General features: G+C 66.3%; 13 protein-coding genes. 4 read left to right on the top strand and 9 right to left on the bottom strand.

The annotated features are described in order from the left end of the window. Nucleotides 1–90: 90 nt before the first annotated feature. The 4 genes from whiA to uvrC form a co-directional block, all read right to left on the bottom strand. The gene (gene whiA, locus ABZX86_RS05060) at nt 91–1,074 is read right to left on the bottom strand and encodes a DNA-binding protein WhiA (RefSeq protein ID WP_067564519.1); all 984 of its coding nucleotides are present in this window, start codon (nt 1,072–1,074) and stop codon (nt 91–93) included. Beyond that, nucleotides 1,065–2,123 carry a uridine diphosphate-N-acetylglucosamine-binding protein YvcK gene (yvcK, locus tag ABZX86_RS05065; RefSeq protein WP_327145707.1) on the bottom strand — a complete coding sequence of 353 codons (1,059 nt, stop codon included), beginning with the start codon at nt 2,121–2,123 and terminating at the stop codon, nt 1,065–1,067. The genes whiA and yvcK overlap by 10 nt, the downstream gene beginning before the upstream one ends. After that, the gene (gene rapZ / locus ABZX86_RS05070; RefSeq protein WP_327145706.1) at nt 2,120–3,046 is read right to left on the bottom strand and encodes an RNase adapter RapZ; all 927 of its coding nucleotides are present in this window, start codon (nt 3,044–3,046) and stop codon (nt 2,120–2,122) included. Before rapZ ends, yvcK begins: the two co-directional genes overlap by 4 nt. 171 nt (nt 3,047–3,217) lie before the next feature. Beyond that, nucleotides 3,218–5,224: an excinuclease ABC subunit UvrC gene (uvrC, locus tag ABZX86_RS05075; protein WP_355120189.1), complete on the bottom strand. Its 2,007-nt coding sequence runs from the start codon at nt 5,222–5,224 to the stop codon at nt 3,218–3,220. 174 nt (nt 5,225–5,398) lie between these two features. Between uvrC and ABZX86_RS05080 the strand changes: the two genes are divergently transcribed. Together ABZX86_RS05080 and ABZX86_RS05085 are read left to right on the top strand one after the other, a co-directional pair. Further along, nucleotides 5,399–5,608 (top strand): hypothetical protein, encoded by a 210-nt coding sequence (locus ABZX86_RS05080; protein ID WP_355120191.1) that lies wholly within the window; start codon nt 5,399–5,401, stop codon nt 5,606–5,608. A 111-nt stretch (nt 5,609–5,719) separates the two neighbouring features. Continuing rightward, the gene (locus tag ABZX86_RS05085) at nt 5,720–6,055 is read left to right on the top strand and encodes a hypothetical protein (RefSeq protein WP_355120193.1); all 336 of its coding nucleotides are present in this window, start codon (nt 5,720–5,722) and stop codon (nt 6,053–6,055) included. A 13-nt stretch (nt 6,056–6,068) separates the two neighbouring features. On the opposite strand, the gene ABZX86_RS05090 is transcribed toward ABZX86_RS05085, so the two are convergent. Then, complete coding sequence (locus tag ABZX86_RS05090; protein WP_355121264.1) at nt 6,069–7,304, bottom strand: crosslink repair DNA glycosylase YcaQ family protein; 1,236 nt, start codon at nt 7,302–7,304, stop codon at nt 6,069–6,071. A 101-nt stretch (nt 7,305–7,405) separates the two neighbouring features. Between ABZX86_RS05090 and ABZX86_RS05095 the strand changes: the two genes are divergently transcribed. Beyond that, nucleotides 7,406–9,070, top strand: coding sequence for an FAD-binding dehydrogenase (locus ABZX86_RS05095; protein ID WP_355120195.1), 1,665 nt, complete (start codon nt 7,406–7,408; stop codon nt 9,068–9,070). A 45-nt stretch (nt 9,071–9,115) separates the two neighbouring features. On the opposite strand, the gene ABZX86_RS05100 is transcribed toward ABZX86_RS05095, so the two are convergent. Together ABZX86_RS05100 and ABZX86_RS05105 are read right to left on the bottom strand one after the other, a co-directional pair. Next, complete coding sequence (locus tag ABZX86_RS05100; protein ID WP_355120196.1) at nt 9,116–9,613, bottom strand: hypothetical protein; 498 nt, start codon at nt 9,611–9,613, stop codon at nt 9,116–9,118. 240 nt (nt 9,614–9,853) lie between these two features. Further along, entirely contained in the window at nt 9,854–11,323 is a 1,470-nt protein-coding gene (locus ABZX86_RS05105; RefSeq protein WP_355120198.1) for an amino acid permease, read from the bottom strand. Nucleotides 11,324–11,497: 174 nt separating this feature from the next. On the opposite strand from ABZX86_RS05105, the gene ABZX86_RS05110 reads away from it, so the two are divergent. Continuing rightward, nucleotides 11,498–13,459 (top strand): gamma-glutamyltransferase family protein, encoded by a 1,962-nt coding sequence (locus ABZX86_RS05110; RefSeq protein WP_355120200.1) that lies wholly within the window; start codon nt 11,498–11,500, stop codon nt 13,457–13,459. A gap of 96 nt (nt 13,460–13,555) precedes the next feature. Here ABZX86_RS05110 and ABZX86_RS05115 read toward each other — a convergent pair whose 3' ends face one another. Further along, entirely contained in the window at nt 13,556–14,188 is a 633-nt protein-coding gene (locus ABZX86_RS05115; protein WP_355120202.1) for a PH domain-containing protein, read from the bottom strand. 2 nt (nt 14,189–14,190) lie between these two features. Then, nucleotides 14,191–14,670, bottom strand: a complete 480-nt coding sequence (ribH, locus tag ABZX86_RS05120; RefSeq protein ID WP_327145697.1) for a 6,7-dimethyl-8-ribityllumazine synthase — start codon at nt 14,668–14,670, stop codon at nt 14,191–14,193. Between the last annotated feature and the right edge of the window lie 24 nt (nt 14,671–14,694).

Raw genomic sequence — 14,694 nt, forward strand, 5'->3', positions numbered from 1 at the left:
CCTGCCCCATGTGGGGGCGGAGACGGTCGGTTTGCTTCCAGTTACACCAAGGCACCGCAACCCATGGGGGTTGCGGTGCCTTGGTTCGGGTCACGCCTCTTCGAGCAGCTCCGCGGTGACGGCGGATTCGGTGTCCGGTACGCCCAATTCCTTTGCGCGCCGGTCCGCCATCGAGAGCAGCCGTCGAATGCGGCCTGCCACAGCGTCTTTCGTCATGGGCGGATCGGCCAGCTGGCCGAGCTCCTCCAGTGACGCCTGACGGTGCAGGACGCGCAACTTGCCGGCGGCGGCCAAATGATCGGGCACATCGTCGGCCAGTATCTCCAGTGCGCGCTCCACACGGGCTGCGGCGGCTACCGCGGCCCGGGCCGAGCGACGCAGATTGGCGTCATCGAAATTCGCGAGACGGTTCGCGGTGGCGCGGACCTCGCGGCGCATGCGCCGCTCCTCCCACGTGAGCCTGGTGTCCTGCGCACCCATGCGAGTGAGCAGGGCGCCGATGGCCTCACCATCGCGCACGACCACGCGGTCTGTTCCGCGTACTTCGCGTGCTTTGGCCGAGATGCCCATGCGCCGGGCCGCGCCGACAAGCGCGAGCGCGGCTTCCGGACCGGGGCAACTCACCTCCAGCGCGGAAGACCGGCCCGGTTCGGTGAGCGAGCCGTGCGCGAGAAACGCTCCGCGCCAAGCGGCTTCGGCATCACCGATGCTGCCGCCGACCACCTGTGCGGGCAGACCCCGCACGGGACGACCGCGCACATCGAGCAAACCGGTCTGGCGCGCCAGCGCCTCGCCTTCCTTGGATACCCGTACGACGTACCGGGAGGTTTTCCGGAGCCCGCCGGCGCCTAGGACATGCACATCGGAGCCGTAGCCGTACAGCTCGAAGATCTCCCGACGCAGGCGCCGCGCAATGGAACCCATGTCCACTTCGGCTTCCACGATCACTCGACCACCGACGATGTGCAATCCACCGGCGAACCGCAGTAGCGCGGACAGTTCCGCCTTGCGCGAGCTCACCTGTGAAATGGTGAGCCGGCTCAGCTCGTCCTTCACTTCCGCTGTCATCGCCACGAGACGCGCTCCTTTCCACCCAACCCGGTGCGCACATGTTGGCCCATATGCCGTCCTTCGACTCGAAGACCTGCTGATTCCGGCCGAGGTTGCCGGATCACCTGATCCAGTGCGGCGGCAAGCTTTCCGGGGTGGTGCCGGTCTGTCCCGGCCTCGGCAACATCAGCGAAGGTTACTCGTGCTCGCAGCTGTTCGGCAGCTCTTGCTACATGTTCGCGTTCCCTACCCTCGGGTACGGATCCTGAATCGACCAAAACATGGTCCACCGTGAAATCCGGTGCGTGCTGGGACAATACATGCAGGTGCCGTTCCGCGGAGAATCCGGCCGTTTCGCCCGGTTCCGCAGCGAGGTTGAGCACCAGGACTTTTCGGGCACGGGTGTGCAACAGCGCTTCGTGCAAATCGGGCACGAGCACATGCGGGATGACGCTCGTGAACCAGCTGCCGGGGCCCAGCACCACCACGTCCGCATGCTCGATTGCCGAGGTAGCCTCCGTGCAAGCGGGCGGATCGGACGGAATCAGGCGCACCCGGCGGACCTTGCCCGGGGTGGTCGCGACCGCGACCTGACCGCGGATACAACGGCTCACGCGCGGGTCACCCTCGAGCCCCGCCACATCCGCTTCGATGGTCAGCGCGATGGGCGACATCGGCAGCACCCGGCCGGTGATGCGGAGGATCTTCCCGGCCTCGTCGAGCGCGGCCACCGGGTCGCCCAATTCCTCTGTCAAGCCCGCCAGAATCAGATTGCCGACCGAATGCCCGGCCAGTGCTCCGGTCCCGCCGAAGCGATGCTGCAGGGTGCGCGCCCAGATGCCGTCGGACTCCTCGGCCAGGGCGGCCAGCGCCATGCGCAGGTCGCCGGGCGGCAGCATGCCGAGTTCGGAACGCAGTCGCCCGGAGGAACCGCCGTCATCGGCGACCGTCACCACCGCCGTGATCTTGCGGGTCAGCCGGCGCACCGCCGTCAGCGTCGCGTACAGACCGTGTCCGCCGCCCAGCGCCACGATCGCGGGGTTGGCATGCCGATTCGTTTCGCGCGCAGTCATTCTCGCCCCAAATCCCGATGGACCACGCGGATCACGTCCCCCGATCCGGGGTTCGCGCCGGCACCGAGTAGCTCACCCAGTGCCTCCGCTATTGCCACACTGCGGTGTTTACCGCCCGTGCAGCCCACTGCCACGGTCATGTATCGCTTCCCCTCTTGGCGGTAGCCCTCGGTGGTGAGGTCGATGAGGTGGCGGCCGGTACCCAGATAGTCCTGGGCCCCCGGACGCGACAGCACATACTCACTGACCGCGGCATCCTGTCCGGTCTGTTCGCGGAGTTCCGGGACCCAATGCGGATTGGGCAGGAAACGCAAATCCAACACCATATCGGCGTCCAGTGGTACTCCATACTTAAAACCGAACGATTGGATTGTTAATTGCAAGGCGGTCTTGGCATCTCCGCCATACGCCTCTTCCAGCTTTCGGTGCAGTTGGTGAATCGATAGTGCGGTGGTGTCGATCACGAGATCGGCCGCGGTCTTCACCGAGTCCAGACGGCGGCGTTCCGCGGTGATACCCGCGGTCAGCGTGCCGTCGGCACTCTCGCTCTGCAGCGGATGCCGCCGCCGCGCGAACCCGTATCGACGAATCAGGACATCGTCGGAGGCCTCCAGGAAAAGAATGCGGGTGCGCACGCCCGCGGAGCGCAGTTGTTCGGTGACCGCCGAAAGATTTCCGGTGAAGAAGCGGCTGCGCACATCCATCACCATGGCGAGCTTGCGAATCGGCGGGTCGGCACTGTCCCCGAGTTCGACCATGCGGCCGATCAACTCGGGCGGCAGATTATCGGCGACGTAGTAGCCGAGATCTTCGAGCACCTTGGCAGCGGTACCACGACCCGCCCCGGACAAACCGGTGACGATGACCACCTCGACCTGTTGTGGCTGTCCGAGGTTCTTACTACTGGCTTCGACGCGCGTCATGTCCTACCGGGTTCGTGTCTGGGGTTCCCTCGATCATCCTGCACCGATAACCCAAAACATCGCAGGCGCACGCACGAGGAGAGACACAGCTGTAATTCTGTCGCTCCACCTGCACAGACGGCGTGTCGCGCAACATGCCATCGGCGTGTCGCGCGGGCGCCGAAGTATGACCTACTCCGTGCGCAAGGCGGCCAGCACCGCCTTCGCCGTGGCCACCCCGATGCCCGGGACCTCGGTGATCTGCTCCACCGTAGCCTCCTTCAGCTTCGCGACGGACCCGAAGTGCGTGACCAGAGCGGTCTTGCGGGCCGTGCCCAGCCCGGGAACGGCGTCCAGTGCCGAGGCGGTCATGCGGCGGGAGCGCTTGCTGCGATGGAAGGTGATGGCGAAGCGGTGCGCCTCGTCACGCACGCGCTGCAGCAGGTAGAGCGATTCGCTGGTGCGGGGCATGATCACCGGATCCGGCTCATTGGGCACCCAGACCTCCTCCAGACGCTTGGCCAGGCCGATGACCGCGACATCGGTGATACCGAGTTCGTCGAGGACCTCGGCGGCGGCATTCACCTGCGGTGCGCCGCCGTCGACCACGTAGAGGTTGGGCGGATAGGCGAAGCGGCGCGGTTTGCCCGTCTTCGGGTCTATGCCCGGAAGGCCCGATTCCATTGGGTCCGAACCGGATTCGAGCGCGGCCAGATCAGCGGCCTCGGCCGCGTCCAGATCGCGGCGCAATTTGCCGAAGCGCCGCCGGGTCACCTCGGCAATGCTGGCCACATCATCGGAGCGGCCGTCACCGGCGGCCTCCTTGATGGCGTAGTGCCGGTACTCGGACTTGCGCGCCAGACCGTCCTCGAACACCACCAGCGAGGCCACCACATCGGTGCCCTGCACATGGCTGATATCCACACATTCGATGCGCAGCGGCGCGCTGTCCAGATCGAGCGCGTCCTGAATACCCTGCAGCGCCGCCGAGCGGGCGGTGAGATCGCCTGCGCGCCTTAGCTTGTGCTGTTGCAGCGACTCCTGCGCATTGCGCTGGACAGTCTCGGCGAGGGCCTTCTTGTCACCACGCTGGGGCACCCGCAGCTGCACGGCGGAGCCGCGGATACCGGTCAGCCACTGCTGCACCTGCTCGGCATCGCGGGGCAGCGCCGGCACCAGCACCTCGCGCGGGACTACGGCGCCGGGCTGTTCGTCACCGGCCTGTGCCGCGAGGGTGGACTGCTCACCGTAGAACTGGGTGAGGAACTGCTCGACCAGGACCGGCAGCTCGCCGCCGGAGTCGATCTCGTCGATGGCGTCACCGGATTTGTCGACCACCCAGCCGCGCTGACCGCGCACCCGGCCGTCGCGGACGTGGAAGATCTGCACCGCGACCTCTAATTCGTCGATCGCGAACTCGACCACATCGGCATCGGTACCGGTGCCCAGCACCACCGCCTGCTTCTCCAGCGCCCGGCGCAGCGCCTGGACGTCATCGCGCAGCCGGGCGGCGGTCTCGAATTCGAGTTCCTCGGAGGCGGAATGCATCTTCCGCTCCAGCTCTTTGACCAACCGGTCGGTCTTACCGGAGAGGAAGTCGCAGAAGTCCTCGACAATCTGCCGATGCTCGTCGGCATTCACCCGGCCGACACACGGCGCGGAACATTTGTCGATGTACCCGAGCAGACAGGGGCGGCCGATCTGGTTGTGCCGCTTGAAGACTCCCGCGGAGCAGGTGCGCACCGGGAACACCCGCAGCAGCAGATCCAGCGTCTCGCGAATGGCCCAGGCATGCGCGTACGGCCCGAAGTACCGGACGCCCTTCTTGCGGGCGCCCCGGTAGACGAACACCCGCGGGTACTCCTCATTGAGGCTGACCGCCAGCACCGGATACGACTTGTCGTCGCGGTAGCGCACATTGAAGCGCGGATCGAACTCCTTGATCCAGTTGTACTCGAGCTGCAGCGCCTCCACCTCGGTGGACACCACGGTCCACTCCACGCTGGCCGCCGTGGTCACCATCTGGCGCGTGCGCGGATGCAGCGAGTACACATCCGCGAAATACGAGTTCAGCCTGCTGCGCAGACTTTTCGCCTTACCGACGTAGATGACCCGGCTGTGCACATCACGGAACTTGTACACACCGGGTTCAACGGGAATCGTCCCCGGCGCGGGCCGGTACGTCGCGGGATCTGCCACGCCCACAGGTTAACCAGCCCCTCCGACAGCCCGGCAGCACCGGCTCACTCCGACGGCGCGCGACGGGAATCTCCTTGCGACACGGCCGGGATCGACGGCGCGCCGGGGAGCGCATCCGGGAGGCGCGCGGTGACGAAGGTACCGACAAGATCAACCGACAGAGGGAGCACTGACATGATCCGCCTTCGCCTTCGCCGCCGGTGGCTTGCGATCGGAGCCGCAGTGACCATGGCGGCCGCCGCGCTGGTGGCCGTGTCCATGCCGGCCGCCGCGGAATCGGAGGATGCGTCGACCTTCGTCTCCGGGGACTACCTCGTGCACACATCGACCCCGCTGGTGTGCGCCGGGACCGCCGCCGCGCCGCGGCAGCTGCTCATTGCGTAGACACCGCGAGTCCGTGCCGCGTGTACTCCCACGTCGGAGCGGCGTATGAGGTCACTATGGGGGCCGCACTGTCATCGGACGATCTATCCACGAACAAGGAGAGAGTTGAAGATGAACCGTCCTTACCGCCGATCGCTCGCGGTCGGCTCGGCCCTGGGTCTCGGAGCCGCGGCCCTGGTCACCGTTGCCGCCCCGGCCTCGCAGGCCGAGGAGGCCTGCCGCATCGACCGCACGCTGGATACCGCGACCTACACCTGTCCCGCCGACGGCCACTGGTACGCCGCCGTGGTGCAGTGCCTGGGCACACGGCAGGTCGGCAACGGTCAGCAGGCCCCGACCTACATCGTGGGCGACTCGCCGCGCCCGCTCATGCCCATGACCATCGAGTGCACCGGCGACGGCCGCAAGGGCATTGTGCTCAACGCCTACACCGACGGCCCGTTCTGACGAAGCATCCCGGTTAGACGCGCAGGCGCGAGCTCAGCTCGCGCCTCAGCGCGGGGGCGAGATCGCCGCGCTCCCCCACCTCGAAGGTGTCCAGCGCGAGCCAATCGGCCATTTCCCGCAGCGCCCCAGCAAGTTCCGCCACCACCCGGGCATTGTTGTGGCCGGGTTCGGCGAAGGCGCCGGGCACCCGCAGCACCCCGGAATTGCGATCCGCGCGTAGGTCGACCCGGCCCACCAGCTCACCGTCGAGCAGGAACGGGAAGACGTAATAGCCGTGCACGCGTTTGTGTTCCGGCGTGTAGATCTCGATGCGGTAGTGGAAATCGAAGAGGCGCTCGGTGCGGGAGCGGAAGAAGATCAGCGGATCGAAGGGGCAGAGCAGAGCGGCACCGCTGATGCTGCGCGGGGTGCGCGCCTCGGTATGCAGATAGGCCGGTTTGTCCCAGCCCGCCACGGCGACCTGCGTGAGCTCACCCGCGTCGAGCAGATCCGCGATGGCGGGTTCGGTCTGGCGGCGGTTCAGCCGGTAGTAGTCGCGCAGATCGGTCTCGGTGCCGATGCCGTGCGCTGCCGCGGCCCGGCGGACCAGTTCCCGGACGGCGTCGGCCTCGTCGACCTCGCGGGCGTACACCGCGGGCGGAATGACACGCTCGGACAGGTCGTAATGCCGTTGGAAGCCAACCCGTTTGGGTGCGGAGACCTCCCCCGCCGCGAACAGCGCCTCGCACACCACCTTGGTATCGCTGTAGTTCCAGCCCCAATGATCCTTGGACCGCGGACGATCCAGCTCCAGATGGCGCTCGATCTCCCCGGCGGTGCTCGCGCCGAACTCCTTCAGCACACCCTTGACATCATCGGCCAGCCCCGGATTGCGTTGCGCCACTTGACGCATACCGTTCCAGCGACCGTGCCGGTACTCCACCATGCGCCAGCGCATGAGCGCCCAATCCTGCACCGGAATCAATGCCGCCTCGTGCGCCCAGTACTCGACCAGCTTGCGTGGACGGCGCGCGGTATCGCTCCAGGCCGCCTCGTCCAACAGCGCGGTGTCGTACGCGCCGATCCGGCTGAAGACCGGCGCGTAGTGCGCACGCACCACCGCCGACACCGAATCGAGCTGCAATAGCTTCGTGCTCTCCAGTGCCTTCCACACCGTCCGCCGCGTCGCCGGAGCGCTGGGCCGGGCCGCGGCGAACCCCTGGGCGGCCAGGGCGGTGCGACGCGCCGCAGCGACGGTCAGGGTCGGGATCCCGCTCGGAGAAATCGGCACACTCAGACCATGCCATGTCCGACCGACAGACAAGTTCGATACAGTCGTGTATCGAGTTTCTACAAACCTAGGGAATGGGCATGATCGAGAACCCGGATGTCATCGTCGTCGGCGCCGGTCTGGCCGGTCTCGTCGCCACGCACGAACTGGTCAAGGCGGGTCGCCGGGTGCTGGTGGTGGATCAGGAGAACCGGGCCAACCTGGGCGGGCAGGCGTTCTGGTCGCTGGGCGGCCTGTTCTTCGTGGACAGTCCCGAGCAGCGGCGGCTGGGGGTGAAGGACTCCCTGGAGCTGGCCATGCAGGACTGGCTCGGCTCGGCCGGCTTCGACCGCGAGGACGAGGACCACTGGGGGCGGCAGTGGGCCAAGGCCTATGTCGAATTCGCCGCCGGGGAGAAGCGGCAGTACCTGTACGATCTCGGGCTCCGGGTGACGCCGCTGGTCGGCTGGGCCGAACGCGGCGGTGAGTTCGCCGACGGCCACGGCAATTCGGTACCGCGCTTCCACCTCACCTGGGGCACCGGGCCGGAGGTGGTGCGGGTCTTCCTGGAGCCGGTGCTCGCCGCCGAGAAGCGCGGGCAGGTCGGATTCGCCTTCCGGCACCGCGTCGACGAACTCGTGGTCACCGATGAGGTCGTGACCGGCGTGCGCGGCAGCGTGCTCGAGCCCTCCGAAGCCGAACGCGGCGTGGCCTCGTCCCGGAATATCGTGAGCGAGTTCGAGATTGCCGCCCAGGCGGTCATCGTCACCTCCGGCGGCATCGGCCACAATCACGATCTGATCCGCGCCAACTGGCCGACGGATCGGCTGGGACCCTGCCCCGAGCACATGATTTCGGGTGTGCCCGCCCATGTGGACGGTCGCATGCTCGGCATCACCGAGGCCGCCGGCGGGCGCATCGTGAACCGAGATCGCATGTGGCACTACACCGAAGGCATCCACAACTGGAATCCGGTCTGGCCCGATCACGCCATCCGCATCATTCCGGGGCCGTCCTCACTGTGGTTCGACGCCAATGGAAAGCGCATGCCCGCACCGTGTTTCCCGGGTTTCGACACCAATGCGACGATGAAGCAGATCCTGTCCACCGGCTACGACTACTCGTGGTTCATTCTGGATCAGTCGATCATCGAGAAGGAGTTCGCGCTCTCCGGATCGGAGCAGAACCCCGATATCACCGGCAAGGACCTGAAACTCACGCTCAAGAGCCGGGTCGCCAAGGGCGCACCGGGCCCGGTGGAGGCGTTCAAGAAGCACGGCGTCGACTTCGTGGTCGCCGACACGCTCGCGGATCTTGTCGCGGGCATGAACAAGATCTCCCGCGGGCCGCATCTGGACTTCGCCGATATCGAGCGCCAGGTGGTCGCCCGCGATCGCGATACCGAGCACAAGTTCAGCAAGGACGGCCAGCTCATGGCCATCGGCAATGCGCGGCGCTACCTCGGTGACAAGCTGGGCCGCGTCGCGACCCCGCACAAGATCCTGGATCCTGCGCACGGCCCGCTCATCGCGGTCCGGCTCAATATCCTCACCCGAAAGACCCTGGGCGGCTTGCAGACCAACCTCGACTCGCAGGTGATGCGCCCGGACGGCACCGCCTTCGCGGGCCTGTACGCGGCCGGTGAGGTCGCCGGCTTCGGTGGCGGCGGTGTACACGGCTACAACGCCCTGGAGGGCACATTCCTGGGCGGCTGTATCTTCTCCGGCCGGGCCGCCGGCCGGGCGCTGGGCCGCACCCTGAAGTAGCGAGATCGGTTGCCGCCCAGGCTGTGCGCGGGCGGCAACCGACGCTCAGGCGGCGACAAACCAGTTGTAGCAGTCGCGACGCAGCAGCAGCGCGAGCACGATGCCCGAGGCCATGACGCCGATCAGCACACCGAACGGGCTTACCCCGGTGGGCATTTCAGCCGAGACCAGCGTGAACACACCGAAAAATGCCTGCAGGCTGGCCACTCCCAGCGCGGCCACCCATACCCACGATGCGCGCAGCCCGAAAAGCAGTGCCACGCCGCCGGTCAGCCAGGCGGCGAGGAAATGGCCGGTGCTCCCCAGCACACCGTCCAGGCCGTCCGGAATCGCCAGCAGGCCCTGCATGAACGCGAATCCCGTTGTGGCCAGCGCGGCGTACTGCGTTTCCCGCACCTTCACGGGCAGGGCGATCTCGGAACTATTACGACGAAAATTCCGGATCACACCGATAAATCGGTCGAAAAACGTGACAGGAACACCGTTCCCCGCATGGGCCGGCGAGATTTCCACCTCATCGACCACAGCCGAATGCGAACTCACAGCACTCCTCATCGAGTAACCCCTGGTTGTGCGCCCCCTGCGAACGCACAGAACCAGACGCTAACCAAATGTTTCAGTGCTGGACAATCGAGTTCACGAAGTTATGACTATGGCCACAGCGCATAGCACGCAGCGCAAACAGTGATATCGAACACATAACGGCCGCACACGATTTCCGTGTGCGGCCGCTGTAAGTGCAGGTGAGTCAGTAAATCTCAGTTTACCGCCGAAAGCCGGAAACTACTTGTCGTCCATCGGAATCGGCGGCAGCACCGGGAACTCGCCGGTGTATCCGGCCCGCTCCTCGGCGATGGCCAGTACCCGCGGCTTGGCGAACTTCCACCCGATCATCAAGGCGGGCACGAGGAGTACGAGGCTGCCCACGGTCCAGGTGCCGACCGGATGATCGAAGGCCATGAGCACCAGTACGGCGAACAGGAACACCAGGGTCGCAATGCCCGTATAGGGGGCTCCGAACATCCGGAACGCCGGACGCTCCGCGGTGCCCTGCTTCCACCACCACCACAGCTTCAGCTGGCAGGCCACAATGGTGGCCCACGAGGCCAGGATGCCCAGCGAGGCCACATTCAGCACGATTTCGAAGGCCTCGTCGGGGACGACGTAATTGAGCCCCACACCGCACAGCGCGATGGCACTGGTGAGCAGGATGCCGCCGTAGGGCACACCCGCGCCGGACATGCGTGCGGTGAACTTCGGCGCACTGCCGTTCATCGCCATCGACCGCAGAATGCGGCCGGTCGAGTAGAGACCGGCGTTCAGGCTGGAGAGCGCGGCGGTGAGCACCACGAAGTTCATGATCGAACCCATGTGCGCGACACCGAGTTTGCCGAAGAAGGTGACGAACGGGCTCTCCCCCGACTTGTACGCGGTGTAGGGCAGCAGCAGCGCCAGCAGGATCACCGAACCGCAGTAGAACAGCGCGATACGCACGATCACCGAATTGATGGCGCGCGGCATGATCTTCTCGGGGTTCTCCGTCTCACCCGCGGCGATGCCGACCATTTCGACTGCGGCATAGGCGAACACCACGCCCGAGGTGACCGTGATCAGCGGCAGGATGCCGGTGGGGAACCATCCGCCGGCATCGCTCACCATGCGCAAACCGGTGCTCTGGCCCTCGACCTGGAAGCGACCGGCCAGGAAGACGGTGCCCACCACCAGGAAGGTGACCAGCGCGAGCACCTTGATCATGGCGGCCCAGAATTCCATCTCGCCGAACCACTTCACCGACGCCAGGTTGATGCCCAGCACGATGATCAGCGCGCCCAGGGCCAGAATCCATTGCGCGACAGGCTGGAACGGTCCCCAGTAGTGCAGATACGTTGCGACAGCGGTGGTATCGACAATGCCGGTCATGGACCAGTTCAGGAAGTACATCCACCCCGCGACGAAAGCTGCTTTCTCCCCGAAGAACTCGCGCGCGTAGGAGACGAACGAGCCCGAGGACGGGCGATGCAGGACCAGTTCCCCCAGTGCCCGCAGAATGAAGAAGACGAAGACGCCACAGATCAGATAGACCAGGAACAGCGTCGGTCCCGCGGTGTGCAGGCGTCCGCCCGCACCGAGGAAAAGTCCGGTTCCGATGGCGCCACCGATGGCGATCATCTGCAACTGCCGTGGCTTGAGGGCCTTGTGATAGCCGCTGTCCTCGGCAGTGAGGTTTGTGGCCTGTGTCCGGATCTCGGTCATACGCCGGTTAACCCTCCGCAATCGTGTATTGGGCCGTCCGAGAGTACCTTGCGATCAGCTGCGAGCCACATCGCCGCTCCGAGCTGGGAAAGTTCCTGTTCACCCGACGGAGCATTCCCATTGCGGGGGGTTCAAACCCCGGCCCGGGCCGCGCCCCGGCGTTAAGGTCCGTCCATGAGGCGCATGCGAAGGCATATCTGGAACGGCGCCGGCGCCGCCCTGCTCCTGCTCGGGCTGACCACCGCCTGCGGGTCCGATTCGGGCACAGCGCAGGCGACCTGTGCCACCGCCCCCAACGGCACTCCCCTCAGCGCGGCCACGGGCAGTGGCCCCACCAGCACGAATCTGAGCCTGAACCCCGAGATAGCGACGGGCTATCGCACCGGGATGAAACCCGTACACACCAATACCTTCGCGGTCTCCACCGCCAATCCGGTGGCGACCGAGGCGGCCTGCACGGTCTTGCGCGACGGCGGCACAGCCGCGGACGCGCTCATCGTGGCGCAGACCGTGCTCGGTTTGGTGGAGCCGCAGGCCACCGGAATCGGCGGCGGCGCATTCCTGCTCTACTACGACGCGACGACCAAGCAGATCGATGCCTATGACGGCCGCGAAACCGCGCCGCAGGCCGCTACGCAGGACTATCTGCGCTGGATCAGCGATACCGACCACACCACACCGCAACCCACCGCGCGGGCCAGCGGGCGGTCCATCGGCACGCCGGGCGTGCTGCGACTGCTCGAACTCGAGCACAATGACCACGGCAGGCAACCCTGGCGCGACCTGTTCGCCCCGGCCATTTCCATGGCCGATCAGGGGTTCCGGATCGGGCCGCGCATGGCGAGTCAGATCGCCGACTCCGCTGCCGATCTCGCGCGGGACGAGAACTCGCGCAATTACTTCCTGCGGGCCGATGGGACCGCCAAGCCCGCCGGAACCACGCTGACCAACCCGGCCATCGGCAAGGTCCTCTCGGCAATAGCCACCGATGGCCCCGACGCCTTCTACAAGGGCGCGGTGGCCGCGGATATCGTCGATACCATCGCCACCGGCTCCGGCGGGCGCACGCCGGGATCGACCTCCCTCGCGGATCTTGCTGCGTACCAGGCGAAGAAGCGCACGGTGGTGTGCTCGCCGTATCGCACGCACGAGATCTGCGGTATGCCGAACCCGTCCTCGGGCGGCCTGACGGTCGAGGCCACCATGGGCATACTGTCCAACTTCGACCTGTCCGCAATGAAGCCGACCGACAGCACCGGCGACAGCGATGCCGCCCGCAATGGCGGTAAGCCGACCGCCCCGGCCGTGCACCTCATCTCCGAGGCCGAGCGGCTCGCCTACGCCGATCGCGACAAGTACATCGCCGACTCGGATTTCATTCCGCTGCCGGGCAATTCGCCGCAGGCACTGCTGAACCCGGACTATCTGAAGCAGCGCGCGAAGCTGATCGACCCGAATCACAGCATGGGCACCGCACAGCCCGGCGACTTCGGACCGGTGCCGCTCGGCACCGGCCCGCAGCAACCCGAGCACGGCACCAGCCATATCTCGATCGTCGACAAGTACGGCAATGCCGCATCCATGACGACCACGGTGGAGTCCGCGTTCGGCGCGTTCCACATGGTCGACGGCATCGTGCTGAACAATCAGCTGACCGACTTCTCGGCGGAACCGCTCGACAAAGCCGGTGTTCCCGTGGCCAATCGCATCGATCCGGGTAAGCGGCCGCGCAGCTCGATGGCCCCGACCCTGGTCTTCGATCGCGCCGCCGACGGTTCGCGCGGGCCGCTCACCTATGTCACCGGCTCGCCCGGCGGCGGGGTCATCATTCAGTTCGTGGTGAAAACCCTGGTGGCCCTGCTGGATTGGGGGTTGGATCCACAGCAGGCGGTGTCGATGGTGGACTTCGGGGCGGCCAACTCCCCGGTCACGGGTCTGGGCGGTGAGCATCCGGCGATCGATACCAGCGATCACGGCGATCACGACCCGCTCGTGCAGCAGTTACGCCAGCTGGGTCATCAGGTTTCGGTGGACCCGCAGTCCAGCGGGCTGTCCGCTCTGGTCCGGGATGGAAACGGCTGGACCGGCGGCGCGGATCCGCGCCGCGAGGGCGTTGTACTCGGCGATACGCACTAGAACAGGGATCCGCACCGGAGCCGGAAAACACTGCTGCCCATCACCTCTCAGGTGATGGGCAGCATGTTTTGCCAGCAGCAGTGTGATGCCGGAAGTTCAGGCCGGATTGCCCGCAGTATATTTGGCGCCCAGCTCGCGGAAGCGATCCATGGCGGCGGCCGCACGCAGCTTGTCATTGGTGCGGATGGCCATCATCGGCACGTATTCGTCGTGCACCAATTCCAGTCGCGCCCAGGACTTCTTATCCGCGAACGAAATGCCGCGAATATCCTGCCAGCCGAATTCATTGTCGCCGAGGATGTTCCGTACGACGACACCTTGCTTGCCGACCCGCACTCGGGGCCGCGTGAGCATCAGCACCGAACCCGCGAGCAGCAGGCCGAACAGGATGAGCGCGAGCTGATCGGCCAGCCGGAAATTCACGCCGGTCGAACCCGTCCGCATGAAGATCCCGCCCACGGCGAACGCGAGGAACAGCACCGCCGCAATAATCCGGGAGGTCATGATCGCGTGCTGCGGCCGCACCTCGAGATCCCACTGCGCACCGGATGGCGCGGGGCCGTCGGTCTCCTCGCCTTCGGGAGTCGACTTCGACTGCACCCCGGACACTTCGGTGCCAGACACTTCGGATTCACCGGCCTTCGATTGGGCGGACGCCGCGGACGTATCGGGCGTGCGGCGCGGTTCCTCCGCCCCGCCATCCCGTTTCCAGATCCGGACGACAGGCATGACTAGACGGTCTGACGCAGGTCGCGCAGGGTCAGCGCGGCATCCAGGGCAGCGGCGGACGCCTGCTCCCCCTTGTTCTCCACCGAACCGGGCAGACCCGCGCGGTCCAGGGCCTCCTGCTCGGTATTGACGGTGAGCACGCCATTGGTGACCGGGGTGCCCTCGTCCAGCGACACCCGGGTCAGACCAGCGGTGACCGAATCACACACGTACTCGAAATGCGGTGTGCCACCACGGATCACGACGCCCAGCGCGACCACCGCATCATGCGTGCGGGCCAGCGCCTGCGCCACCACCGGCAGCTCCATGGCGCCCGCCACGCGGACCACGGTGATATCGCCGACCCCGGCCTCGCGCGCCGTCTTCTCCGCGTTCGCCACCAGCGCGTCGCAGATGGTGGTGTGCCAGCGCGACGCGACAATGCCAAGTTTGAGGTCCTTGGCATCGGCGAGCTCGAACGTGGGTACGCCCGTGCCGCTCATCGGTTTCCGCCCTTCTCGTTATCC

It is taken from the genome of Nocardia sp. NPDC006630, assembly GCF_040611495.1.
GTDB lineage: Bacteria > Actinomycetota > Actinomycetes > Mycobacteriales > Mycobacteriaceae > Nocardia.